This is a genomic window from Streptomyces sp. DSM 106670 (assembly GCF_055792845.1).
In genome coordinates, this window is the sequence record NZ_CM147704.1 from 4,163,746 (window position 1) to 4,186,185 (window position 22,440).

General features: G+C 71.7%; 21 protein-coding genes and 1 tRNA gene. 9 read left to right on the forward strand and 13 right to left on the reverse strand.

What is annotated here, in order from left to right; all coding sequences use genetic code 11:
* Window positions 1-3: 3 nt before the first annotated feature.
* From ACSMXR_RS18425 to ACSMXR_RS18445, 5 genes are all read right to left on the reverse strand, one after another.
* Window positions 4-1,932, reverse strand: a complete 1,929-nt coding sequence (locus ACSMXR_RS18425; RefSeq protein WP_473169432.1) for a copper resistance CopC/CopD family protein — start codon at window positions 1,930-1,932, stop codon at window positions 4-6.
* 12 nt (window positions 1,933-1,944) lie between these two features.
* A complete protein-coding gene (locus ACSMXR_RS18430) occupies window positions 1,945-2,406 on the reverse strand; it encodes a copper chaperone PCu(A)C (protein WP_364890786.1) in 462 nt (153 codons plus the stop codon).
* The gene (locus tag ACSMXR_RS18435; RefSeq protein WP_218525609.1) at window positions 2,403-3,062 is read right to left on the reverse strand and encodes an SCO family protein; all 660 of its coding nucleotides are present in this window, start codon (window positions 3,060-3,062) and stop codon (window positions 2,403-2,405) included. The genes ACSMXR_RS18430 and ACSMXR_RS18435 overlap by 4 nt, the downstream gene beginning before the upstream one ends.
* Before the next feature lie 44 nt (window positions 3,063-3,106).
* Window positions 3,107-3,853: a YcnI family copper-binding membrane protein gene (locus tag ACSMXR_RS18440; RefSeq protein ID WP_473169433.1), complete on the reverse strand. Its 747-nt coding sequence runs from the start codon at window positions 3,851-3,853 to the stop codon at window positions 3,107-3,109.
* Window positions 3,854-4,004: 151 nt separating this feature from the next.
* The gene (locus tag ACSMXR_RS18445) at window positions 4,005-4,871 is read right to left on the reverse strand and encodes a hypothetical protein (protein WP_473169434.1); all 867 of its coding nucleotides are present in this window, start codon (window positions 4,869-4,871) and stop codon (window positions 4,005-4,007) included.
* A gap of 317 nt (window positions 4,872-5,188) precedes the next feature.
* Between ACSMXR_RS18445 and ACSMXR_RS18450 the strand changes: the two genes are divergently transcribed.
* A complete protein-coding gene (locus ACSMXR_RS18450) occupies window positions 5,189-5,677 on the forward strand; it encodes an ATP-binding protein (RefSeq protein ID WP_086778177.1) in 489 nt (162 codons plus the stop codon).
* 49 nt (window positions 5,678-5,726) lie between these two features.
* On the opposite strand, the gene ACSMXR_RS18455 is transcribed toward ACSMXR_RS18450, so the two are convergent.
* The gene (locus ACSMXR_RS18455; RefSeq protein WP_381846996.1) at window positions 5,727-7,208 is read right to left on the reverse strand and encodes an aminopeptidase P family protein; all 1,482 of its coding nucleotides are present in this window, start codon (window positions 7,206-7,208) and stop codon (window positions 5,727-5,729) included.
* A 145-nt stretch (window positions 7,209-7,353) separates the two neighbouring features.
* Window positions 7,354-8,841, reverse strand: a complete 1,488-nt coding sequence (locus ACSMXR_RS18460; RefSeq protein WP_170994426.1) for a PP2C family protein-serine/threonine phosphatase — start codon at window positions 8,839-8,841, stop codon at window positions 7,354-7,356.
* 649 nt (window positions 8,842-9,490) lie between these two features.
* On the opposite strand from ACSMXR_RS18460, the gene ACSMXR_RS18465 reads away from it, so the two are divergent.
* Both ACSMXR_RS18465 and ACSMXR_RS18470 read left to right on the forward strand, forming a co-directional pair.
* The gene (locus ACSMXR_RS18465) at window positions 9,491-10,234 is read left to right on the forward strand and encodes a bifunctional DNA primase/polymerase (RefSeq protein ID WP_364890794.1); all 744 of its coding nucleotides are present in this window, start codon (window positions 9,491-9,493) and stop codon (window positions 10,232-10,234) included.
* Between the two features lie 417 nt (window positions 10,235-10,651).
* Window positions 10,652-11,047, forward strand: coding sequence for a hypothetical protein (locus ACSMXR_RS18470; RefSeq protein WP_473169435.1), 396 nt, complete (start codon window positions 10,652-10,654; stop codon window positions 11,045-11,047).
* A gap of 252 nt (window positions 11,048-11,299) precedes the next feature.
* Here ACSMXR_RS18470 and ACSMXR_RS18475 read toward each other — a convergent pair whose 3' ends face one another.
* The 3 genes from ACSMXR_RS18475 to ACSMXR_RS18485 form a co-directional block, all read right to left on the reverse strand.
* Window positions 11,300-12,265 carry a DUF5926 family protein gene (locus tag ACSMXR_RS18475; RefSeq protein ID WP_473169436.1) on the reverse strand — a complete coding sequence of 322 codons (966 nt, stop codon included), beginning with the start codon at window positions 12,263-12,265 and terminating at the stop codon, window positions 11,300-11,302.
* A 116-nt stretch (window positions 12,266-12,381) separates the two neighbouring features.
* Entirely contained in the window at window positions 12,382-13,044 is a 663-nt protein-coding gene (locus tag ACSMXR_RS18480; RefSeq protein WP_218525603.1) for an ATP-binding protein, read from the reverse strand.
* Window positions 13,045-13,128: 84 nt separating this feature from the next.
* A complete protein-coding gene (locus tag ACSMXR_RS18485; RefSeq protein WP_473172398.1) occupies window positions 13,129-13,971 on the reverse strand; it encodes a glycerophosphodiester phosphodiesterase in 843 nt (280 codons plus the stop codon).
* A 201-nt stretch (window positions 13,972-14,172) separates the two neighbouring features.
* On the opposite strand from ACSMXR_RS18485, the gene ACSMXR_RS18490 reads away from it, so the two are divergent.
* Window positions 14,173-15,906: a S1C family serine protease gene (locus tag ACSMXR_RS18490; protein WP_473169437.1), complete on the forward strand. Its 1,734-nt coding sequence runs from the start codon at window positions 14,173-14,175 to the stop codon at window positions 15,904-15,906.
* An 85-nt stretch (window positions 15,907-15,991) separates the two neighbouring features.
* Window positions 15,992-16,078 (forward strand) — tRNA-Ser (locus ACSMXR_RS18495).
* A gap of 157 nt (window positions 16,079-16,235) precedes the next feature.
* Here ACSMXR_RS18495 and ACSMXR_RS18500 read toward each other — a convergent pair.
* Complete coding sequence (locus tag ACSMXR_RS18500) at window positions 16,236-16,676, reverse strand: hypothetical protein (protein WP_137229530.1); 441 nt, start codon at window positions 16,674-16,676, stop codon at window positions 16,236-16,238.
* Window positions 16,677-16,814: 138 nt separating this feature from the next.
* On the opposite strand from ACSMXR_RS18500, the gene ACSMXR_RS18505 reads away from it, so the two are divergent.
* On the forward strand, window positions 16,815-17,204 hold the full coding sequence (locus ACSMXR_RS18505) for a hypothetical protein (protein ID WP_473169438.1): 390 nt from the start codon (window positions 16,815-16,817) through the stop codon (window positions 17,202-17,204).
* A gap of 64 nt (window positions 17,205-17,268) precedes the next feature.
* Here ACSMXR_RS18505 and ACSMXR_RS18510 read toward each other — a convergent pair whose 3' ends face one another.
* Together ACSMXR_RS18510 and ACSMXR_RS18515 are read right to left on the reverse strand one after the other, a co-directional pair.
* Window positions 17,269-18,354 carry a hypothetical protein gene (locus ACSMXR_RS18510; RefSeq protein ID WP_473169439.1) on the reverse strand — a complete coding sequence of 362 codons (1,086 nt, stop codon included), beginning with the start codon at window positions 18,352-18,354 and terminating at the stop codon, window positions 17,269-17,271.
* A gap of 117 nt (window positions 18,355-18,471) precedes the next feature.
* Window positions 18,472-19,392, reverse strand: a complete 921-nt coding sequence (locus ACSMXR_RS18515) for a bifunctional DNA primase/polymerase (RefSeq protein WP_381846943.1) — start codon at window positions 19,390-19,392, stop codon at window positions 18,472-18,474.
* 335 nt (window positions 19,393-19,727) lie between these two features.
* Between ACSMXR_RS18515 and ACSMXR_RS18520 the strand changes: the two genes are divergently transcribed.
* From ACSMXR_RS18520 to ACSMXR_RS18530, 3 genes are all read left to right on the forward strand, one after another.
* On the forward strand, window positions 19,728-20,042 hold the full coding sequence (locus tag ACSMXR_RS18520) for a hypothetical protein (RefSeq protein WP_473169440.1): 315 nt from the start codon (window positions 19,728-19,730) through the stop codon (window positions 20,040-20,042).
* Window positions 20,043-20,316: 274 nt separating this feature from the next.
* A complete protein-coding gene (locus ACSMXR_RS18525) occupies window positions 20,317-21,489 on the forward strand; it encodes an acyl-CoA dehydrogenase family protein (RefSeq protein ID WP_473169441.1) in 1,173 nt (390 codons plus the stop codon).
* Window positions 21,486-22,439, forward strand: coding sequence for a bifunctional MaoC family dehydratase N-terminal/OB-fold nucleic acid binding domain-containing protein (locus ACSMXR_RS18530; protein WP_473169442.1), 954 nt, complete (start codon window positions 21,486-21,488; stop codon window positions 22,437-22,439). The genes ACSMXR_RS18525 and ACSMXR_RS18530 overlap by 4 nt, the downstream gene beginning before the upstream one ends.
* The last annotated feature ends 1 nt before the right edge of the window (window position 22,440 follow it).

Sequence of the window (22,440 nt, forward strand, 5' to 3'; positions counted from 1 at the left end):
TGCTCAGCCGATCTTCGCGTTCTTGTCGATGGTGACCTGGTCGATGTCCGACGTCCGTACCGTCACGTCGATCTTCCAGTCCCCGGCCATCGGAATCTGTACCCCGCTCGCCGACCAGTGCCCCTCCGCCAGCCGGTCCGGGACGACCGGCAGCGGGCCGATGTCCTTCGACTCCAGGGTCAGGGCCAGCTTCAGCTCGGGGACGTCCATCGGCTTGCCGTCGCTGCCGTCGATCCACACGTGCAGATCGTTGGAGCCGGTGCCGCCGGGTTCGATGTCGATCCGGACGGTGCCCTTGCCGTTCTGGCCGCCGGTGTCGAACGGCATGCTCAGGTTGACCGGTCCCCCGGCGGCGGGAGCGCTCGCGGACGGGGCGCCGCCCGCGGCCTCCTCCTCCGTACGGCCCGGTTCGGTGGACGTCAGCATGGTGGTGACGGCCAGCAGGACGACGGCGACGGCGGCCTCGGCCAGCACCGAGCGGCGCAGTCCGGAGCGCTCCGGGTCGGCGTCCCGTATCCGCTTCTTCTTCGTCGCGGTCACGACGGCCCGCTGCCGGGCCAGTTGCGCGGCGCGCTCGGGGTCGACGTCGGCCGGGGCGCCTTCGGGCTCGGGCTCGGACTCGGATTCGGGCTCCTCCTCGGAAGCTTCTTCCGAAGCCGCCGCCGGGTCCGTCAGCCGACCCGTCCAGCGCCGCGAGAACCAGGCGACCGCGAGCAGGACGCCGATCAGCGCCACCTTGAGGATCAGCAGCTGCCCGTAGCGGGTACCGGTCAGCGCCGACCAGGTGCCGACCTGCCGCCAGGACTGGTAGATGCCGGTCGCCGCCAGGACCACGACGCTGGTGAACGCGACCGCGGAGAAGCGTCGTACGGCGGCGCTCCCGATGTCCGGGGTTCGGTACAGCGCCACCAGCAGCGAGGCGAGTCCGCCGAGCCAGGCGGCGACGGCCAGCAGATGCGCCACGTCCACCGGCATGGCGATCGACGTCTGGATGCCGGTCGAGGCGTGTTCGGACATCGCCCAGGTGGCGGCGATGCCCGCCGCGACCACGCCGCCGCCGACGGCGAGGCCGAAGGTGAGGTCCTTCTTCTCGCGCTCGTCCTCGCGCCGGGCGTACGTGCCGAACAGCACGGCGATGAAGAGCGCGGCGGCGCCCAGCAGCAGGAGGCGGGAGACGAGGGCGGCGCCGGGCTTGGTGTCCAGGACGGACTGGAGTCCGGCGAGGTCGAAGGCGTCGGCGAACTTCCCGCTGCTGGTGTACGGATGGCGCAGCAGCAGCATGGCGAGGGTCGCCGCGGTCAGCGTGAGCCAGCCGCGCACCACGAGCCGCTGCATCGGCAGGGCGGCCGCGCCGCGCTGCCAGCAGATCAGGACGAACGCGCTGCCGCCGACGAGCAGGACGAATCCGGCGTACGCGGCGTAGCGTGCGATGTCGTAGACGACGCCGACCGGGCCGCCGCCCGCCTCCTGGGTGGGCACCGCGACCGTGGTCTCGGACGGGGCGCCGATGGAGAACGTGAAGGCGCCGGAGATCGGATGGCTGTCGGCCGAGACGGCCTGCCAGGCGACCGTGTAGGTGCCGTCCGGCAGACCGGAGTGGAGCGCGACGCCGTAGCGGACGGTGCCGCCCTCGGAGAGGTCCTTCGGCTCGGCCTCGGTGTCGGCGCGCTTGCCGCTGGGGTCGAGGACCCGGATGGAGTCGTCGCCCACGGCGATGGCCTCGGAGAAGCTGAGGGTGACCTCCTTGGGCGCGGTGTCCACCACCGCCCCGTCCTGCGGGTCGCTCCCGGTGAGGGCGGCGTGCGCGGACGCCGGGCCCGCGCCGGCCAGCAGCAGCCCGAACACCAGGCTGAGCAGCGCGGCGAGGAGCGCGGCGGCGGCGACGGGCCGTCGTATCGGGGACGGTCCGGCGTACGGGGCGGTGGCAGACATCGCTTCAGTCCCTCACTGCTTCTTCGGGTTGTGGGTGGTTTCCTTCACCGGCAGGTCGACCGTGATGGGGTCGGCCTTCTCGAAGTGCAGCTCGACGGAGACCTTCTCGCCCTGCTTGGGCTTCTGTTTGAGTTTCATGAACATGATGTGGTTGCCACCGCGTTCGAGATCGAGCTCGCCGTTCGCGGGCACCTCGAACGAGGAGACCTCGCGCATCTTCTGGTTCTTCGTCTCGTGGATCGTGACGTCGTCGGAGAGCGGACTGGTCACCGAGGTGAGCCGGTCCCCGGTCCCGCCGCTGTTCTGTACGACGAGGAATCCGGCGGCCATGTCGCTGACCGGCTGGGGCATGAACGCGCCGGTGACCTTCAGCTCCGGCTCGCCGCCCGACCCGCTGTCCGACGAGCATCCGGCCAGCGTCAGTCCCGTGGTGAGGGCGAGGACGCCGGCGAGAGCCGTGCGGCGGCGGTTCACGGGGTCTCCCCCTTGATCAGCTTGGGGAGGTCCTTGGTGTACTCCTCGGCGGTGGTGTCCTCGCCGTAGAGCACATACCCCTCGTCCGTCTTCGGGGAGAAGGCGATGACCTGGGCGCCGTGCATCGAGACGACCGTGCCGTCCTTCTCCTTCTTCGGCGCGTCGATGCCGATGCCGATCTGCCGCGCCCCGGCCTGGATGGTCGGGAAGTCGCCGGTGAGGCCGGTGAAGGTGGGGTCCTGGGCGGAGAGCCACTTGCCGAGCGAGGCGGGGGTGTCGCGCTCGGGGTCGGTGGTGACGAAGACGACCTGGAGCTTGTCCTGGTCGGCCTTGGGCAGCTCCCGCTTGGCGAGGGAGATGTTGCTCATGGTCAGCGGGCAGACGTCGGGGCAGTTGGTGTAGCCGAAGTAGATGAGCGTCGGCTTGCCCTTGGTCACCTCGCGGAGGTCGTACTCCTTGCCGTGGGTGTCGGTGAGGACGAGGTTCGGCTTGGTGAACGGCTGGTCGAGGACGGTCGCGGCCTTGTCCTGCGGCGCGGCGCTGACGTCGGCGACGGCCGAGGAGCCCGCCTTGTCGTCACCGGAGCCGCAGGCGGAGAGGGCCAGTGCGGCCGCGGCGGCGAACGCCACGGCCGTCACTGCTTTTCTGTTGCGCATGAAGGAGATGTCCTGAACGTGGTGCGGGTGAGGGATCCGGCCGGTCAGGCCGAGCGGCGGCGTCCGGCGAGCACGCCGAACGCGACACCGGCGACACCGATGACGATGCCGATGATGCCCAGGGTGCGGGCGGTGGTGTCGCTGGAGGAGGAGGACGCGGCGGTGCTGGTCTCCTTGGCCAAGGCCTCGGTGTCGGCGGCCTTGTGGTCGTCGGCCTCCTTGGCGTCGTCGGCCGCGCCGCCGTGGTGGTCGTCGGAGGCGGCGGTCAGCTTCAGGACCGGGGCCGGGCTGTCGGGCTCTTCGCCGCCCGCCGTGGGCTCCTCGATCCAGCGGACGACTTCCTTGTTGTCGTACGTCTGGATCGCCTTGAAGACGAGCTGGTCGGCGTCCTCGGGAAGCGCGCCGACGGAGACCGGGAACTGCTGGAAGTAGCCGGGGGCGATCTCGCTGTCGTCAGCGGTCCAGGTCACCTTGGAGACGGCCTCGGTGATCTTCTTGCCGTGCACCTCGAGCGGCTTGTCGAGCTTGCTCTTGTCGATCGTGATCTTCCAGCCCGGAACGGCCTGCGGGGTGACGGAGGAGAGCGGGTGGTCGGCCGGGAAGTTCACTTCGAGCTTCACCGTCGAGGCCTGGTCGCGCTCGTTGGGGACCTTGAAGTTGAGCGTGGCGTATCCGCCCTTGGCGGCCTCGCCCACCGGCTGGACGCTGACGTGGGCGGCGGCCGGGCCGGCGATCAGCAGGACGGTGGACGCGGCGACGCCGCCGGCGAGGGCGATACGGGAAAGCTTCATGGCAGGAATCTCCACAGGGAAACGGAACACGGTGGTCCGGCGCGCGGATGCGCGGCGGCATCACGACACCTCGCGGTGCGGTTCCGCGCGGGGAGTCCACGTGCACGGCAAGGTGCGCGAACGGCCCGCGAGGCCCGGTGGAGGCGTCGCGTCAGGCTGCGAGGGCGTACGGGGCCGGCGGCCCGCGCCTGATCACCAGGTGCTGCAGAGGATCTCCGGCGGCCGGTACGGGCACGTCGTCGGAGTGCCGGGGAACGCGCGGCCCGGCCAGGAGCTGCTCGCGTGCCCCTGCCCGCAGCGCGCGGACGAGGGCGAGCGCGGCCCGCAGGGACCGCAGCCGGGCCCCGGCCGCCAGCGCCTGGGCGCTGTGGGCGGAGAGCCGGGCCAGCCCGAAGAGGGCGATCTCGCCGCGTCGCAGCAGCCAGCCGGTGGCGAGCGCGACGAGGACGTGGGCCAGGAACATCGGCAGGCTCGGCAGCATCGCGGAGACCGCGGCGCAGACCTGCGCGATGCCGGAGGCGCCGTCCGTGGCCGCCGTCGCGGCGGTCGCCGCTCCGGCTCCGCCGCCCGCCGCGAGATGGTCGTGGGACCTCGCGAGCGTCGACGGGTCGATGCCCGCGGAGGAGACGATGCGATGGGCGTCGGCCGCGTTCAGCCCCGTCGGCGCCTCACCGCACACGAGGCCGGCGGCGAACCGGATGAGCGGGTTGTCGCCGCCCGTGGCCATGGAGCCGGCGGCCGGGGTCCTGCCGTGGCTGCCGTACGCGAAGAGCACGTGCAGGAGGATCTGTCCGCCGGCCAGCGCGCCCACGATCCCCGGAAGGGAACGTTCCCGTCCGGCGAGGACGGCGGCGACGGCGAGGACGCCGAGGAATCCGGCGAGCAGGGTCCACGCGGGGACGGCCGTTCCGGCGGCGAACGCGTGCCCGGCCGCGGACAGCACGACGCAGACCGCGGTGAACACCGCGGCCCTCATGAGCCGCAGACCGGCTCCGGCGCGTGCGAGAGGCGTGGACATGGCCGGGACATCATCGCACTGCACCCCCCTCGTCCGTACGGCAGGTCCGGAAGATCAGGCTCCGTCCCCAACCGTGCTTGTTGCGCCTGTTCGCGGGGGATGTAACGGACCGGGGGCGCACACACCGCACCGGCCGGACGCGCCCCCCGGGCCACCGGGACGCGCCCCCGGCGACCTGCGGCCGGACGGGTCCATACACCGGGCGGCCGAATATCCACATCCGCCGAATGAGGGCTCTCCCACCCGATCCGTGCTTACGAAGTGCCGAGGGCGGCAATACGTATCGATACGTCGAGCCGCAGCCAGGAGGCTGAAAGATGAGCATCTGGTGGTCTCTCCATTTGCGGCGCGAAGCTGCGAGCGTGCCGCTCGCCCGTCGTTTTCTGCTCGGCACCATGGAAACCGCGGGGGTGGATCCGGACATCTCCTTCGACCTGTCGGTCGCGCTCAGCGAGGCCTGTGCGAACGCCGTCGAACACGGCGGCGACCGGACGGCTCTCGGGGAGCCCGGGGATTCCGGGTACGGACGTCCTGCCGCGGACTCCGGGCAGTACCGGGTCACGGCCTATCTGGACGGCGAGAAATGCCGTATCGAGGTCAGCGACTCGGGGCCGGGCTTTCCCGCCCGGCGCGCGCTTCGCCCCGCCGCGCATTCCCCGCAGAACGAAGCCGAGAGCGGCCGGGGTCTCGACCTCATCCAGCAGCTCTCCGACCACGTCCAGTTCGGCAACCGGCCGGGCCGCGGCGCGGTGGTGAGCTTCGACAAGGTCCTGAAATGGCGCGAGGGCGCGCTGCTCACGGTGTAGTGAGCGGCGCGCCCTCGGCGCTGTGGCACGTGCGGAAACGCGTCCGGTGTCAGCCCTTGAGCCGGGCCATCCAGGCCTCGACCTCGTCCGCCCGGCGGGGCAGCGTGTCGGAGAGGTTCCGGTTGCCGTCCTCCGTGACGAGGATGTCGTCCTCGATCCGGACGCCGATGCCCCGGTACTCCTCGGGCACGGTCAGGTCGTCGGCCTGGAAGTAGAGACCGGGCTCGACCGTCAGGCAGACGCCCGGCTCCAGCGTGCCGTTGACGTACGTCTCGGTGCGCGCGGCGGCGCAGTCGTGGACGTCCATGCCGAGCATGTGGCCGGTGCCGTGCAGGGTCCAGCGGCGCTGGAGGCCCAGCTCCAGCACCTTGTCCACGGACAGGTCGCCGAGCAGACCCCACTCGACGAGCTTCTCGGCGAGCACGCGCTGCGCGGCGTCGTGGAAGTCGCGGTAGTCGGCGCCGGGCTTCACGGCGGCGATGCCCGCCTCCTGGGCCTCGTACACCGCGTCGTAGATCTTGCGCTGGAGCGGCGAGAACGTGCCGTTGATCGGCAGGGTGCGCGTCACGTCGGCGGTGTAGAGGTCGTTGGTCTCCACGCCGGCGTCCAGGAGCAGCAGCTCGCCCGCGCGGACGGCGCCGTCGTTGCGGACCCAGTGCAGGGTGGTGGCGTGCGGACCGGCGGCGCAGATCGAGCCGTAGCCGATGTCGTTGCCCTCGATGCGGGCGCGCAGGAAGAACGTGCCCTCGATGAAGCGCTCGCTGGTCGCCTCGGCCTTGTCGAGGCTCTTCACGACGTCCTCGAAGCCGCGCGCGGTGGCGTCGCACGCCTTCTGCAGCTCGGCGATCTCGAAGGCGTCCTTCACGAGGCGGGCCTCGGAGAGGTGGACGCGCAGCTCCTCGTCGCGCTCCGCGGTCACCTTGTCGGTGAGGGCGGCCTCGATGGAGGCGTCGTGGCCGCGCACGTTACGGACCGGGCCGGTGGCCTCGGTCAGCGCGGCGGCCAGCTCGCGGACGTCCTTCGCGGGGATGCCCAGCAGCTGCTCGGCCTCGGTGAGGGAGTTGCGGCGGCCCACCCACAGCTCGCCCTGGCCGTCGAGCCAGAACTCGCCGTTCTCCCGGTTGGAGCGCGGCAGCAGGTAGAGGGTGGCCTCGTGGCCGGTGTCGCCGGTCGGCTCCAGGACGAGCACGCCGTCCTGGGTCTGGTCACCGGTGAGGTACGCGTACTCGGTGGAGGCGCGGAAGGCGTACTCGGTGTCGTTGGAGCGGGTCTTCAGGTTGCCCGCGGGAATGACCAGGCGCTCGCCGGGGAAGCGGGCGGAGAGCGCGGCGCGCCGGGCGGCGGTGTGCTCGGCCTGGGCGATCGGCTGGAGGTCGTGCAGTTCCGTGTCGGCCCAGCCCGACTTCATGTTGTCGGCGAGCTCGTCGGAGACGGCCGGGTACAGGCCGTTCTTCCGCTGCTTGACCGGTTCCGCCGTTTCGTTCTCTTCGGTCTCCTGCTCCGGGTTCTCCGGAATGAGCTCCTCAGACACGATTTGTCTCTCCTTGATACGACACTGGACCATCACCCATCGTACGGGCGTACGGAAGGGGGCCCAGGGCCGAAGGACCTGTTACCGGAGAGAGCTCTCGACACCGGTGGAGGCGGGCGGTCGAGGGGGTGGCCGAGCCGGTCGGTCAGTCGAAGTGGGCGGCGAGGATCACGACATCCTCGGCGGAATCGGTCCGGTCGAGGCCGTCGGGGAGCATCGTGCGCAGGACGTGGTCGGCGACGGCCGCCGGATCGTGCCGGCCCGTCTTCGGTACGGAAGCGGCGGCGGAGTGCAGCCGGGCGAAGGCGCGGTCCATCGGGTCCCCGGTGCGGCGCAGCAGCCCGTCCGTGTAGAGCAGCACCGTTTCTCCGGGCGCGGGGCTGAACTCCACGCTCGGCGCCTCCCAGCAGGCGAGCATCCCCAGCGGTGCGGAGAGCGTGGTCTCGACGAACTCGCAGCGACGCTCGCCCAGCACCAGCGGCGGGGTGTGCCCGGCCCCGGCCAGCACGACCTTGCGGGCGGCGGGCTCGCAGTAGGCGAACAGGGCGGTCGCGGTCCGCGCGGGTTCGGTGAGCCGCAGCAGCAGTTCCAGGTCGGAGAGTACGGCGACGGGGTCCTCGCCCTCCATCACGGCGTACGCCCGCAGGCTGGCGCGCAGCCGGCCCATGGCGGCCATGGCGCTCGGTCCGGATCCGCCGACGGAGCCGACGGCGAGGCCGAGCGTGCGGTCGGGCAGCGGCAGCGCGTCGTACCAGTCGCCGCCGCCCCGGGGGCCGGTGCGGTGCCGGGCGGCGAGCTGGACGCCGGAGATCCGGGGCAGCCGGCTGGGCAGCAGTTCCTCGGCGACGGCGGCGACGTCCGCGCGGGCCCGCTCCAGCTCGATCAGCCGGGCCAGGTGCTCGGTGGCGTAGCGGGCGTAGAGGCCGGCGAGGTGGCGCTGTTTCTGTGCGGGCTCGGCCGGTTCGTCGTAGAGCCAGACGGCCGCGCCGAGACGGCCGGCCGCCTCGGAGGAGAGCGGGAGGGCGTAGCTCGCGGCGTAACCGAGCCGGACGGCGACCTCGCGGTGCCGGGGGTCCAGGTCCTGCTCGCCGAGCAGGTCGGGGCTGGCGACCCCGTCGGCGGTGCCCGGCGCGCCGTCGAGAACGCGGCCGAGGGCGGTGGCCGCGCGGGGCACGGTCTCGATGTGCCCGAGTTCGGCGTGGGAGAGGCCGAGGCCGAGGGTGGCGGAAGGGCCTTCGCCGTGCGCCGGTTCCAGAACGAGGAGTCCGCGGCGGGCGCCGACGAGGGCGGCTCCGGCGCGCAGCAGTTCGTTCAGGGCATCGTCGAGGGTGCTCGTACCGGCCAGCCGCTCGGTGAGTTCGTGGAGGGTGGTGAGGTCCGAGACCCAGCCCGCCAGCCGGTCCTGGATGAAGGCTCCGGGCGGTCCCGGGACCTCCGTCAGAGGAGCGGGAGTGTGCGTTGAAACCGGATCCTCTGGATCGATTCCAGCCACTTTCGGCAGGTGTGGGGCGCTCATGGCAGCCAGCTTTCCGACCGGTGTGATTCGTCGAATAGCATCGCAAACCCCCATGTGATTCTGCGCCACTATCAATGCATCCACATGTACACGCACAAGTAACCCGATGTCCAGCATTGTCCCTTCGGGAGCCGGGCGATTCGTGCCCTCCCAGTGTCGGTTAACTTGGCCAAAAAATGCACCCTATGGACGCTATTTGCGATCGACTGGGGCTGCTCAACAGGGGTACCTCCGGGGTCAAGTCGCCGGAGGAGCGTCATTCCGGGCATGCTGGGTACGTAAACGGTGATGCGCGGGTGCGGTTGTGATCGCCAAGGAACCCGGCAGCGGGTTCCGGCGTCCTTACCCGTGAAGGTGACGCCCCGCCCCGGACGGCGGGGTTCCCACCGGGGACGGCGGGCGAGGCAGATGCCACCCTCGCCCAGTGACCGCCGGCCCGGCTCGACCCGCTCGGTTCGACCCGCACGACTCCGCCAGGGCAGCACGACCCGCTCGGTCAGTTCGATCCGCTCGGTCCGTTCGGCCCCGTTCGGTTCGACTCCGCTCGACTCTGCTCGATTCGGCTCTGTTCCACCCCAGATCGGTTCTTGATCGGTTCTATTCGGATCGGTTCCACTCGGCTCGGCTCGGCTCACGCTCGGTATCGACGGCACGCCCGTACCGCAGAACTGATGAGCACGTACGCACAGCGAAGAGATACGCACGTGGTGTCACGCACGCGTGCTGTCATGTGGACTCGGCGTTCAACGGAAAGGAACGAGCGCTCATGCGCGAGATCCTCGGAAGGCGACGCAGGCTCCGGCTCCGGCGCAAGGAGGGGACCGCCCGGCTCGACGCGGCCCTGACCTGCGCCACCGTATGGCAATGGCCCGTGGTCCCCGGAGTGGGGACGGCGCGGGCCACCCCGGACGGCGAGAGCGGCGGCCTCGGCTGCGCCTGCCCCGAACCCGACTGCGCCGTACCGGGCGCACATCCCTTCGAGCCCGGCCTGCTGGCGGCCACCACGGACGAGCGCATGGTGCGCTGGTGGTGGGCCAACCGCCCCGCCGCGCCCGTGATGCTGGCGACCGGCGGCCGGGCGCCCTGCGCGGTGAGCCTGCCCGCCGTGGCCGCCGCCAGAGCGCTCAGCGCCCTCGACGTCCTCGGCATGCGGCTCGGCCCCGTGGTGGCGACGCCCACCCGGTGGTCGCTGCTGGTGGCCCCGTACTCCCTGGAACGGCTCGGCGAACTGCTGTACGCGAAGGACTGGGTGCCCAGCTCGCTCCGCTTCCACGGCGAGGGCGGCTACCTCGTCCTGCCGCCGTCCCGCACCGGCGCGGGCCAGGTCCGCTGGGAACGGCCCCCCGCACCGCTCGGCGCCTCCGCCGCCGCCCCGGTGTCCCGAGGGCGGACGAAGGGCGAAGCTCCGGCGGCCGCGGCGCCCTGGCTCCCGGACGTCGAAGCGGTCCTGGACGCCCTGGTCGAGGCGAGCACCGGCGCCCCGGGCGGCGGCAGCCGGCTCGCCCACTGACGCCTCGGGACCGGAAGGGCAGGTGTCCGGCTCACTCGAACGGGTGTGAGCCGGACCGGATCCGCGGTAAACGGGTGCCGGGCGGCCCGGCGGCGCGCATTCCGCCGATATCGTCGCCCCGTCCTCAGGAATTCCGCGCAGTCGCCAGGTGGGGCCACCATGAATCTCCGCATGATCGGTCTCACGGCAGCCGTGGTGTTCGGATGTCTCGTCCCGCTGGTCGCTTCCGCGGATCCCGCCGTCGACCCGGCCTTTGACCCGACCTTTGCCCCGGCCTTTGATCCATCCGCTGCACCGGCCGACGCGAAATCTTCTGGCGGATCGCCAGAAATGCTTAGGCCAAAGGTTTCTGATGGGCTATCCGGCGAAGGTGCTGCCGACGCGCATTCTTCGACCTTGCCGAAATCGCCGTCGAGAATGAGCGCGGAAGCCGGTTCCCCGCCCGATTTTGACCGTACGGGCGCGGTGGCGCGGTGCGGACCCGAGCTGGTCGCACCGGAGGGCGTCGAGGCGCAGACCTGTGTGATGACCCAGGACGGCGAGAGCTGGGCACGTACGTACTACCGGAACGCGACCGGTGAGGAACTCCGGTCCGTCCTCACGCTGATGGGCCCGGCCGGACGGACCGTGCAGCTGCACTGCGCGCCGACCGCGCACGACGAGCCCGGCGTCTGCGAGACGCCGCGCATCCCCTCCTCGGGCGCGTCCCGGTCCACCACGGCGGTCGCGGAGTTCCTGGGCGCGGGGCCGGTGGACGAGGCGCCGCTGCTGCTGCGCGCCGGATCCGAGCGCGCACCGGGCGCCGAGGACTGACCGGGGCGGGTCAAGAGGGATGCGAGAGGGGCGTACGGTCGCCGCGCCCGGGAGTGTCACAGGGCGGGCCGCAGCCGGAAACGAGGACGCCCGGTCGCTGGCGACGGGGGATGCACCAGCGACCGGGCTTCTAGAACCGTAACAAGAGATCTGCCGTTCGCAAATTCGATCTCGCCTGTAGGGACGCCGATTTACTTACGAGTACGGCGAGTTGTGACGCGGGTCACCGTCTGCGGCGCCCGGTCGTCACTGTCAGCTGAGGGTCACCTGGCGGTTGGTGAGACCGCCCCGGGCGCGGCGTTCCTCGGCGGTGAGCGGGGCGTCGGACGCGAGCGCCGTCGCCAGTCGCTCGGCGAACGCGACGGCGGGCTTCTCGCACGCCTCGGCGCCCATCGAGCTCGGCAGGTCCCAGACGGGGACGACGAGCCCGTGCGCCCGGAACGAGCCGACCAGCCGGGTGTCGTCGCCGAGCGAGGACGTGCCCGCGGCGTGCAGCCGGGCGAGCGCGTCGAGGAGCTGCTCCTCGGGGTGCGGCATGACCCAGCGCAGGTGGTTCTTCTCCGGGGTCTCGCACCAGTACGCGGCGTCGACGCCGGACAGCAGGGTCGTCGGGATCGCGGCGGCGTTCGCGCGCTCCAGCGATGCGGACACCTCCGGCGTGGCGTTCTCCGCGTCCGGCACCCAGAACTCGAACCCGGAGTGCACGTCCGGCTCGAAAGCGGCGTCCGGGGCGAGGACGTCCTGGAGGCGCGGACCGTCGGCCGGTACGCGGCGGGCGGCGACCGGGGAGCCGGGCTCGGCCTCCAGGGCGCGCTGGAGGGTGTCCGCGAGGTCGCGGCTGAGGTCACCGGAGGAGGTGTCGTTCTGCAGGGCGAGCAGGACGGAACCGTCGTCGCGGCGCAGCGCGGGCCAGGCCATCGGCAGGACCGTGGCGAGCGTCACCGACGGAACTCCCTCGGGCAGCCCGTTCTTGAGGGTCAGCTCGACCGTGGCGGCGGGCACCAGCTCGCGCAGCGCGACCCAGTCGCACTCGCCCGCGAGTCCCTCGAAGGGGCGGTGCACGAGCTCGGTCACGGCCTGGGCGGCGGCGCGTCCGTGACACGCCTTGTAACGACGGCCCGATCCGCACGGGCAGGGCTCACGGGCCCCGACGACCGGGATCTCACCGTCCTTGAGCTGCTGCTTCCCGGCCTTGGACTGAGGGCGCTTCTTGGCCATGGTGGGCATTCTCCCGATTGCGACAGTGCGGACTCGGCGCGAGCCTAGCCGCCCGGGGAGCCCTGCCCCGCCCACGTACGCGCGGAGCCCCGTGCGCTCCGGCTGTGCGGCGGCTCTCAGCCCACGTCGTCGAAGGCCTCGGAGAAGTCCAGGCCCTCGAACCCGGTGAGCCCGCCGACCCCGTTCGCACGCACGCCGTTCGCGTCGGAGCCGTTTCCCTTGCTGCTGCCGTTGCCGCCGATGCCGGGCGGCTTCTTCGCGGAGACCAGGGCCCAGACGGTGACTTCGCCGGAGGAGTCGTCCCGTACGCCCCACTCCTGGGCCAGGGCGCTGATGATGTTGAGCCCCCGGCCGCCGCGTGCCGTCACCGAAGGAGTGGACGGAACCGGTCGGGTCGGGCCGCCGCCGTCCGTGACCTCCACGGTGAGCGCGCCGCCGGTGTCCACCCGCCAGGCGGCGCGGATGTCCCCGTCGCCGACGTCGGTCTGCCGGCCGAGCGGCCTGCCGTGCCGACAGGCGTTGCTGAGAAGTTCGGAAAGGATCAGAACAGCGTCGTCGACGACCGCGTCCGACACCCCGTTGCCGCGCAACTGCTCACGCATCCGGTGTCGTGCCTGCCCCACGCCGGCAGGGCCATGAGGAATGGCCATGCTCGACGACGCGGGCACCTCTTGTGCCACCACCAACGCCACCCCCGAGACCTCCTTTGCCCCACGCCACGGGTTGGATGCCCCACGGGGCTGGACCGGAAACCGGCCAATGCGCTGCCGGTGACGCACTCGTAACGATCGGACGCGCAGCGAATGCGCCGGTGCACACCCCGTAACGGCCGAGGTCGGAGGCCTGGCGGGTCCCTATCCGTACTAAATACGGCCGAGTTGGGACAGAACCTGCTTGGGGCGGTTGGTGATGATCGCCTCGACGCCGAGTTCGGCGCACAGCTCGACGTCGGCCGGTTCGTTCACGGTCCACACGTGCACCCGGTGCCCGGCCCGGTGCAGCCGTTCGATGTATCCGGGGTGGCTGCGCACGATCCGCATGCCGGGCCCCGCGATCCGGGCCCCGGCGGGCAGTCGCCCGTCGCGCATCCGGGGCGAGACGAACTGCATCAGATAGACCGTGGGCAGCGTGGGCGCGGCCGCCTGGACGCGGTGGAGGGAGCGGGCGGAGAAGCTCATGACGCGGATGGGCGAGGGGGAGGGGTCGTCGGCGGCCGGATCGGCCAGCCCGAAGCGGTTCAGCAGCTGCAGCAACCGCTCCTCGACCTGTCCGGCCCAGCGGGTGGGGTGCTTCGTCTCGATGGCCAGCTGCAGCTGCCGCCCGGTGGCCCGTACCTCGGTGAAGAGCTCCAGCAGCCGTTCCAGGGTGAGTACGGAGGTGAGCTCGCCCGGCACCGGATCCCAGTCGGGCGACTCCTCGCGGTCCTTCCAGGAGCCGAAGTCGAGGGCGGCGAGGTCGGCGAGCTCCAGGGCCGACACGGCGCCGCGCCCGTTGGACGTACGGTTCACCCGCCGGTCGTGGACGCAGACGAGATGGCCGTCGGCGGTGAGCCGGACATCGCATTCCAGCGCGTCGGCACCGTCCTCGATCGCCTTGCGATAGGCGGCCAGGGTGTGCTCGGGGGCGTCGTCGGAGGCCCCGCGGTGGGCGATGACCTGGATGGAGGTGTGCGCGCTGCGCTGCCGTGCGTGGGTCACCCGCGCCATGGTGTCACCGCCGCGGGGGTGGCTGAGCACATGTCACCCTGGAGGTCTGTTTTGTCGGATGTAAAGATTGGTGTGCGGATGCACAGGTCCTGCTTACAGTGGCCCGACGTGTTGTGGGAAAAGCTGACCGTAGACACGTGCACAGCGGATTTCTTGCCGAACGCCGACTGGATGCCGAGTGGAACCGAGGAGTAAAGAGCTGTGAGCACCGAGAACGAGGGCAACGAGGACCACGCGGTACCGGCCGTGCCGTCCGTTCCGTCAGCACCTCCCGTGCCGGCCGACACTCCTGAACCGGCGGCCGGCGGAGCCACGCCGCCGCCGGCGGCCCCGGCCGCAGCCCAGGACGCCACGCACGGGACGGCACCCGAGCCGACGCCCGACCCCGCGCAGGACACCGCACGCCTTCCCGTGCACGAGACCGGCGCGCCGGAGACCACCCCGCACGCTCCCGGCGCGGGCGCCCCGGCGCACGCCGAAGCGCCGCGCCACAACCCCACGCACCAGGGCGCTCCGGCCGCCCCCGCCTCTCCGGCCGCGCCCGCGTACGCCCAGGGCGCGCACCCGACGCCGCCGCAGCCGCCCCAGCACTCCCCGTACGGTGCGGCACCCGAGTACGGCGCGACGTCCGAACTCCCCGCGGGCGCCGCCTCCTGGCCGCCGCCCCCGCCCGCGGTCCCGTCGTACGCCGGCGGGGACGCCGGTCACGCGTCCGGTCACGCGTCCGGCGGTATCGGCAACGGCAGTGGCCACGGCCCGGTCTGGGGCGCTCCGGTCCCGCCCGGCACGGACCCCGCGGGCGGCAAGAACGGCAGGAGCCGGGCCGGCGGTCTGGTGGCGGCCGTGGCCGTGGCCGCGCTCGTGGCGGGCGGCATCGGCGGCGCCCTCGGCTACTGGGCGGCCGACCGCAACGACAACGGCTCCTCCGGCAACTCGACGACCATCTCGGCGTCGGACACCCCGAGGGACCTGAAGCGCCCGGCGGGCACGGTGGCCGGAGTCGCGGCGAAGGCGCTCCCCAGCGTGGTCACCATCGACGCGCAGGGCGGCGACGGCGAGGGCGGCACGGGCACCGGCTTCGTGTACGACAAGGAAGGCCACATCCTCACCAACAACCACGTGGTGGCCTCCGCCGCGGAGTCCGGCGAACTGTCGGCGACCTTCTCCGACGGCAAGAAGTACGCCGCCGAGGTGGTCGGCCGGGCGCAGGGCTACGACGTGGCGGTCCTGAAGCTGAAGAACCCGCCCGCGGGCCTGACGCCCCTCCCGCTCGGCAACTCGGAGAGCGTGGCGGTCGGCGACTCGACGATCGCGATCGGCGCGCCGTTCGGCCTGTCCAACACGGTCACCACGGGCATCATCAGCGCGAAGAACCGCCCGGTGGCCTCCGGGGACGGCCAGAGCAACAAGAACTCCTACATGAGCGCCCTGCAGACCGACGCCTCGATCAACCCGGGCAACTCCGGCGGCCCGCTGCTGGACGCGACGGGCGCGGTCATCGGCATCAACTCCGCGATCCAGTCGACCGGCGGCGGCCTCGGCCAGTCCCAGGCCGGCTCCATCGGCCTCGGCTTCGCGATCCCGATCAACCAGGCCAAGAACGTCGCCGAGCAGCTGATCAAGACCGGCAAGCCGGTCTACCCGGTGATCGGCGCGACGGTGACGATGGAGGAGAAGACGGGCGGCGCGGCCATCTCCGCCGAGGGCGCGGGCGGCACCCCCGCCGTCACCCCGGACGGCCCGGCGGCCAAGGCGGGCCTCAAGGCGGGCGACGTGATCACGAAGTTCAACGACACCGTGATCGACAGCGGCCCGACCCTGATCGGCGAGATCTGGACCCGCAAGCCGGGCGAGAAGGTCACCCTGACGTACGAGCGCGACGGCAAGACGGCCACGGCCGAAGTCACCCTGGGCCAGCGCGAGGGCGACAGCTGACCGGCTAGGCTGTCCCACGCGTCGACCGGCCCCACCCGGGCCTGACGGCCCATCGGCTTGCACAGCGACCGGACCGCCGACGCGGGGTGGGTTGCCCGAGCGGCCTAAGGGAACGGTCTTGAAAACCGTCGTGGCAGCGATGTCACCGTGGGTTCAAATCCCACACCCACCGCAGATGAACGGCCCCCGACCAGCAGCTTCGGTCGGGGGCCGTTCCTTGTCGGGCTTTCCGCACCGAGCACCGAGCACGGCTGGTCCCGTGGTGCCCGTGCGATGGTGGCCCACCGGGCGAGAGCCTGCTCGATCACGCCAGGTCGGACAGATCGGCGCTACCAGGCCGGACGTGGGTCCTGGCGTTCCGGTGACAAGCCCGCGGGCACGCTGTTGCCCGTGTCCGTTCGCCACAGGTAGCCCGGGCTCGGTACGAACTCGTCGGTGGGAGGGGCCGGGGAGTGGAAGCGCTGGGTGCGTGGGAGTGGCACCTCGACGAGTCTGCCGTCATGGATCATCCACAGCCCGAAGCAGTCGTCCTCCTCGTCGTGGATCAGCACCTGCACCCGGCCCGGGTCGGGCCAGGGAAGCGATTCGAGGTGTTCCAGGAGTCCGGAGCGCGGTTCCATCCGGTTGAACTCGATGACCCATCCGCCGACGAACAGGTCGAGGGGTTCGAAGTGGCCTCGCCAGCTCCGCGCATCGTCGGGGCGGGTCAGGGGTTCCATGACCTCGTCCGCGTACGTTGCCAAGACGATGACCTGCGCGATTCTGCTCATGCCCGGAGTATCGCCGCGGAGTACGTGCCGGCGGCATCTCTTTTTTGGGTGGTGGCGGGGCGGTTCGGCTGTGACGAGCGGGTGGCCACACGCGAACCGTGATGCTTCATGTGGGATTTCGGCCTTAGCGTGGACGGCATGTTCGATCGTCTGGAGATCAGTGTGTTGCCGCCGAAGCAACGGTTCGCGGCCAGTCTGCGGGTCCTGGTCAATGGCGAGGACGTGGTGGCGCAGGCGGTCGGTGAAAGTGGTCGGGGGCCGCTCGTCGCCGATGTGTTGCCGGGCGAGGGCCCCGGTCCGTTGTGGGCCACGGGCGAGGCCCGGCGGGTGGAGTTGGGGGCGCCGGAGTGTTCGGGAGGCTGCTGCGGGTTTCTGACCGTGGTCGTTCAGCGTCTCGGGGACATCGTGCAGTGGTCCGGCTGGGAGGTCCCGTACGGGGAGGTCGCTCCGCCGACGTTCCACTTCGATGCTGATCGGTACGACGCGGAGCTGGCTCGCGTGGTGAGGTCGACCGGGGCGGCTCGGTGACGCGTACGGCCGGGGCGGTGGGCGGCCAGGTGACCGGTGGGGTTCGAGTGGTGAGCGGCCCGGGTTACTCCGCCCGGACCGGTCCGAGTGCGCCTAGGACGGCGGGTGCGTCCTTCCTCCGTGTGATGACGAGGACCGGTATGCCGTTGTCCTCGCATTCCAGGACCACCGCCCGGCCGTCGTAGTCGGGGCGGCCCGCCGGGTCCGTCAGGTAGGGCGGGCGGAGGCGGAGCGGGGTCAGGGTGCGGGCGGCGGTCCTGCGGTGGAAGACGCCGGTGGGGTCGGGGGTCGTGGCCAGGAGGCCGGGGCCCGCGATCAGGTAGCCGGCGCCGCTCGCGTACGGGACCTCGCCCATGATCAGGCCGGGGAAGCACAGTTCCTCGGTGAGCACGGACGGCTCCAGCGTGATCGTGTCGTCGCCGCCGCGGTCGCGCCGCCGCAGGAACGGGACGGCCAGGGCGCAGAGCGCCAGGACCACCACGGTGGCCAGACCGGTGAGTTGCAGGGCCTCGGTGATGCTGTCGGTCAGCCAGGGAGCCAGCGCGCCGAACAGGATCAGGCACATCCCGCCGGTGAAGATGAGGCTGACCTGCCAGGGGAACGCCTTGAGTGAACGTCTGCCGATCCAGGCCGTGGCGACCGCGGACGTCAGGAGCAGCGCCCCGAAGATGCCGACGACCAGACCGACGACGAGAGGAATACGGAAGGCGCCGCGCGGGTCCGCGTTCGTGTAGTGGCGGTCGGATCCGAGGTCGGCATACCGGATCTGGCCCTGCCAGTACGTGACCTCGACGGTCGCTCCCGGGCGGGCGGCCGGGGTGAGGTCCGGGTTGCCTTCGATCCGGGTGCGGGTGGACGTTCCGTCGGCCTCGGTGATGTACAGCCAGTACGACGGTGTCTTGCGCATCGTCTCCTGCTCGGTGCGGTCGATCACCGCCTTGACCGTGCGCAGGCAGTCGGAAGCGCCGCTTCCGTCGGCGGTCGTGCACTCGGACGCTGTGGTGAACGCGCGCTCGTCGTCGCGTGCGCCCGGCGCGGTCAGAAGCAGCAGCCAGGCCGCCACCAGCGAGAACAAGATGCCGACTGCCAGGTAGGCGCGCGTCGGCCCACGGTGCGCAGAGGCGGTCTTGTTGCTCGGTGTCGTCGTCACCTCTGCATTCTGGGGCGGTGAGCGCGGCAGCGATATGCGTGATGTCCGCATGCTTGGGGGGTGGTTTCTGCCGGGAGTCGGCAGTGGAGTCGCAGCCTCCCGTTTCTGCTCCGAGTCTCAGGCCGCGCCGTCCGCCTCCCCGTCCCGCCCCGACGTCAGCCGTGCCGCCGAGGCGATCGCGGCGCGGGCCTCGTGTTCCGGCAGCCCGGTGCGGACGGCGGCGGCGGTGAGCGCGTCCGCCAGGGCGTCGCCGAAGCCGTGTTCGTACGCGCGGCAGGCCGCCCAGAACAGGCGGGTGTTGCGCTGGCCCTCGTGCGCGGCGAGCACGAACTGGATCAGGCCCTCGCCCCGGCGGGCCTGGGTGGGGGCGGTGGCCGCGTCCCCGGCGGTCGTGGTCGCGGTGGAGGGCGCGCGGCGTGGCTGCGTCAGGAGGCGGAGCAGGGCGCGGGGGCACGGGGCCGGGGTGAGGTGGGCGGTGCCGGGGGCCAGGCGGTAGCGGCCGTGCGCGGTGACCGAGCCGGGGCCGACCAGATAGCCGCCGCTGCCGCGGATGTCGATGCCCGGGGCGAGGCGGCCGGCGGAGTTGGGGACCGTCGCGTCGGCGGGGCCGGTCAGCCAGAGGTGCCGGCCGCCGCTCGGGGTGAGCACCGTGACCGTCGGCGGGATGGTGAACAGGTGCTGGAGGGCCAGCTGCCGGAGCGCGCCCGCCGCGTCGCTGCCGTACGCGGGGTCCACGTCCAGGTCGATGCCGATGAGGCGCTGCGGGGCGCGTCCGCAGGCGATGCCGTAGCCGGTGGCCCGGGGCGCGGCGGCGAAGAGGGCCCGGACGGCCGCAGGGTCGGTGGTGGCGTCGTGCACCCCGTGCCCCGGCAGCCCGCACTCGCCGCGGCAGTGCGTGGGCTGCCGCCGGCCCCGGTGCGGCGAGCGCAGGGCGGGGAGCTTGGTGGCGGAGAGGGGGAAGACGGGGAGGCCGCGCCCGGCGGCGGCCAGGGCGTGGGCGAGGGCCAGGGTGGGGGTCTGCCGGTCGATGGTGGCCATGGCTCTATTTTCGTACATGCGTTCGAAGAAAGGAAGAGGGGAGGTGAGGGGGGCGGGTGGAGGCGTGCGGGGGAGTCGGGTGGCGGAACGCTTCTTCCCGGGTGCCCCAACGGGTCGCCCCGGCCGCCTCGCCGTCCTGGACCTTCGTACGGCATGGGAGGTTTATCGGCTCTTCGTCATACGTGAGGGGGAATGGGGCGGAGATGAGGGGTTCGCCGGGGATGTGCTGGGCAACTCTGGTCTCGCGACGTTGTGAACAGCACCGGGGTGGTCGGCCAACTCCCCCGGGACCAGCCGAATATGAAGCCGCAATTCCGTTTCCTGGAGGAAATGACATGGCAAGTACCCGTACCGCTCGTGCCCTCGCCGCTGTCGCCGCTCTGCCTCTGACCGTCGCGCTCTGCGGCGGGGTCGCCATGGCGGACAACGGCTCCTTCGCGAACGACGGATCGAACGCGGCGGTGGCGACGGTCGGCGGCAGCGGTGTCGGCGGCAACAACTCCGGCAACTCGGCCACGACCCAGCAGCAGGCCGTCGGCGTCGGTGCGTCGAACCAGAACACGTCCGCCCAGGTGAGCAATTCGGCCTTCGTGCCGATCGACCAGTCGGACCACAGTGTCGCGGTGAACTTCACGCCCTTCTTCTGGTGATGCGCCCCAGGTGACGCGGCCGTCGGGACCTCCCGGGGGGTGGGTTCCGGCGGACTGAACAGCAGCCCGCACGAAGGCACTTCGGTGTCCTCGTGCGGGCTGCCGTCGTCTTGACAGGGCGCCCGTTTCTGACGGACAGTCAGAAACGTCGGTCATGCGCGGCAGTGGCAGCAGCAGTGGCAGTGGCGACAGCGGCAGCAGTCGCAGTCGCAGTCGCAGCCGCAGTGGCCGCAGTGGCCGGATCCGTAAGGCAAGCAGCCCTGGAGGCCCCTCCGTGCATCTCGCTCCGACCGCACGCCAACAGCGCCTCCGTGCCGAACTCCGTTCGTACTTCAGCGCGTTGCTGTCCGATACGGCGTACGCCGGGCAGAGCACCGACCCGGGCGAACAGCGGCGGCTGCTCCGCCGTATCGGCGCCGACGGTCTGCTCGGTCTCGGCTGGCCCGAGGAGTACGGCGGCCGGGGGCGGGGCCCCGACGAGCAGTTCGTCTTCTTCGACGAGGCGTACCGGGCGGGCGCCCCGGTCTCCATGGTCACGCTCAACACCGTCGGCCCGACGCTCATGGCGTACGGGACCGAGGAGCAGAAGGCGTACTTCCTGCCCCGCATCCTCGCCGGCGACCTCGTCTTCGCGATCGGCTACAGCGAGCCCGAGGCCGGTACGGACCTGGCGGCGCTGCGGACCCGCGCCGTGCGGGACGGCGACGACTGGGTCATCGACGGCCAGAAGATCTTCACCAGCAACGCCCAGCAGGCGGACTGGATCTGGCTCGCCTGCCGTACGGACCCCGAGGCCCCCAAGCACCGGGGCATCTCGATCGTCCTGGTGCCCACCGACGACCCCGGCTTCTCCTGGACGCCGATCGAGACCGTGGGCGGGCTGACCACGACGGCCACCTACTACGACGGTGTACGCGTCCCCGCCACCAACCTCGTCGGCGCCGAGAACGAGGGCTGGAAGCTCATCACCAGCCAGCTCAACCACGAACGCGTGGCCCTGGCCGCCATCGGCATGCAGGCCGAGGACTTCTACGAGGAGGCCCTCGCCCACACCCGTACCCCCGACCCCCTGACCGGGCGCCGCCGGATCGACGAGCCATGGGTGCGCGCCCGGCTCGCGGAGGCGTACGCCCGGCTCGCGGCGACGCGCCTGCTGAACTGGCGGCTGGTCGACGCCGTGGGCGCCGGCGCACCGGCCCCCGGAGAGGCCAGCGGGGTGAAGTTCGCGGGCACCGAGAGCGCCGTCGAGGTCTACCGGATGTGTCAGGAGGCCGTCGGCGAGACCGCCCTGCTCCGGGCCGGTTCCCCCGGCTGTTTCGGCCCGGACGGCGAGCTGGAGCGGATGAACCGCGCCGCGCAGATCAACACCTTCGGTGGCGGTGTCGGCGAGGTGCAGCGCGAGATCGTCGCGACGGCCCGGCTCGGGATGACCCGGGGCAGGCGATGAACGAGCGGGAGCAGGGAGCGCCGGGGCCGGAGAGCGACGAGCTGTACGAACGGCTCCGCGTTTACGAAGGCCGTGCCGCCGCCACCGCCGGGCGCGGCAAGGACCCGGTCAACGAGCCGATGATCCGGCACTGGTGCGAGGCGATGGGCGACACCTCGGCCGCCTACCGGGGCCCGGACGCCGTCGCCCCGCCGACCATGCTCCAGGCCTGGACGATGGTCGGGCTGACCGGCCACACCGACCATCGCTCCGCCGCGTACGACGAGATGTTCGCGCTGCTCGACGGCGCCGGCTACACCTCGGTCGTCGCGACCGACTGCGAACAGGAGTACCTGCGACCGCTCCGCCCCGGCGACCGGATCACCTTCGACACGGTCATCGAGTCCGTCTCCCCGCGCAAGACGACCAAGCTCGGCACCGGCTACTTCGTCACCACCCGCACGGACGTGCACGCCGACGGGGAACCGGCCGGGACGCACCGCTTCCGCATCCTCAAGTACCGCCCCGCGCACCGGGACAAGAGCTCCGAACCGGCACGCCGGCCCCGGCCCGTGATCAACCGCGACAACGCCGGTTTCTGGGCCGGGGTCGCCGAGCACCGGCTCCTCATCCAGCGCTGCGCCGACTGCGCGACCCTTCGACTGCCCTGGCTGCCCGGCTGCAACGCCTGCGGTGGCGCGGAGTGGGACACGGTCGATGCGGGCGGGGACGGCACGGTTTTCAGCCATGTCGTGATGCATCACCCGCCGTTCCCCGCCTTCGCCCCGGACGGCGAGGGCGGACCGTACGCCGTCGCGCTGATCGAGCTGGCCGAGGGTGTCCGCATCGTCAGCAACGTGATCGGTGTGCCGTACGACAAGGTCCGCGTCGGCATGCCCGTACAGCTGGAGTTCCTTGCCACGGACCCCGACCTGGAACTGCCCGTCTTCCGGGCGAGCGAAGGCGGTTGAG

Coding starts and splice junctions, on each gene's coding strand:
- ACSMXR_RS18425 (WP_473169432.1), bottom strand. CDS start 1,932: ATGTCTGCCACCGCCCCGTACGCCGGACCGTCCCCGATACGACGGCCC.
- ACSMXR_RS18435 (WP_218525609.1), bottom strand. CDS start 3,062: ATGCGCAACAGAAAAGCAGTGACGGCCGTGGCGTTCGCCGCCGCGGCC.
- ACSMXR_RS18440 (WP_473169433.1), bottom strand. CDS start 3,853: ATGAAGCTTTCCCGTATCGCCCTCGCCGGCGGCGTCGCCGCGTCCACC.
- ACSMXR_RS18445 (WP_473169434.1), bottom strand. CDS start 4,871: ATGTCCACGCCTCTCGCACGCGCCGGAGCCGGTCTGCGGCTCATGAGG.
- ACSMXR_RS18450 (WP_086778177.1), top strand. CDS start 5,189: ATGAGCATCTGGTGGTCTCTCCATTTGCGGCGCGAAGCTGCGAGCGTG.
- ACSMXR_RS18460 (WP_170994426.1), bottom strand. CDS start 8,841: ATGCTGGACATCGGGTTACTTGTGCGTGTACATGTGGATGCATTGATA.
- ACSMXR_RS18465 (WP_364890794.1), top strand. CDS start 9,491: ATGCGCGAGATCCTCGGAAGGCGACGCAGGCTCCGGCTCCGGCGCAAG.
- ACSMXR_RS18470 (WP_473169435.1), top strand. CDS start 10,652: ATGAGCGCGGAAGCCGGTTCCCCGCCCGATTTTGACCGTACGGGCGCG.
- ACSMXR_RS18475 (WP_473169436.1), bottom strand. CDS start 12,265: ATGGCCAAGAAGCGCCCTCAGTCCAAGGCCGGGAAGCAGCAGCTCAAG.
- ACSMXR_RS18485 (WP_473172398.1), bottom strand. CDS start 13,971: ATGGCGCGGGTGACCCACGCACGGCAGCGCAGCGCGCACACCTCCATC.
- ACSMXR_RS18500 (WP_137229530.1), bottom strand. CDS start 16,676: ATGAGCAGAATCGCGCAGGTCATCGTCTTGGCAACGTACGCGGACGAG.
- ACSMXR_RS18505 (WP_473169438.1), top strand. CDS start 16,815: ATGTTCGATCGTCTGGAGATCAGTGTGTTGCCGCCGAAGCAACGGTTC.
- ACSMXR_RS18515 (WP_381846943.1), bottom strand. CDS start 19,392: ATGGCCACCATCGACCGGCAGACCCCCACCCTGGCCCTCGCCCACGCC.
- ACSMXR_RS18520 (WP_473169440.1), top strand. CDS start 19,728: ATGGCAAGTACCCGTACCGCTCGTGCCCTCGCCGCTGTCGCCGCTCTG.
- ACSMXR_RS18530 (WP_473169442.1), top strand. CDS start 21,486: ATGAACGAGCGGGAGCAGGGAGCGCCGGGGCCGGAGAGCGACGAGCTG.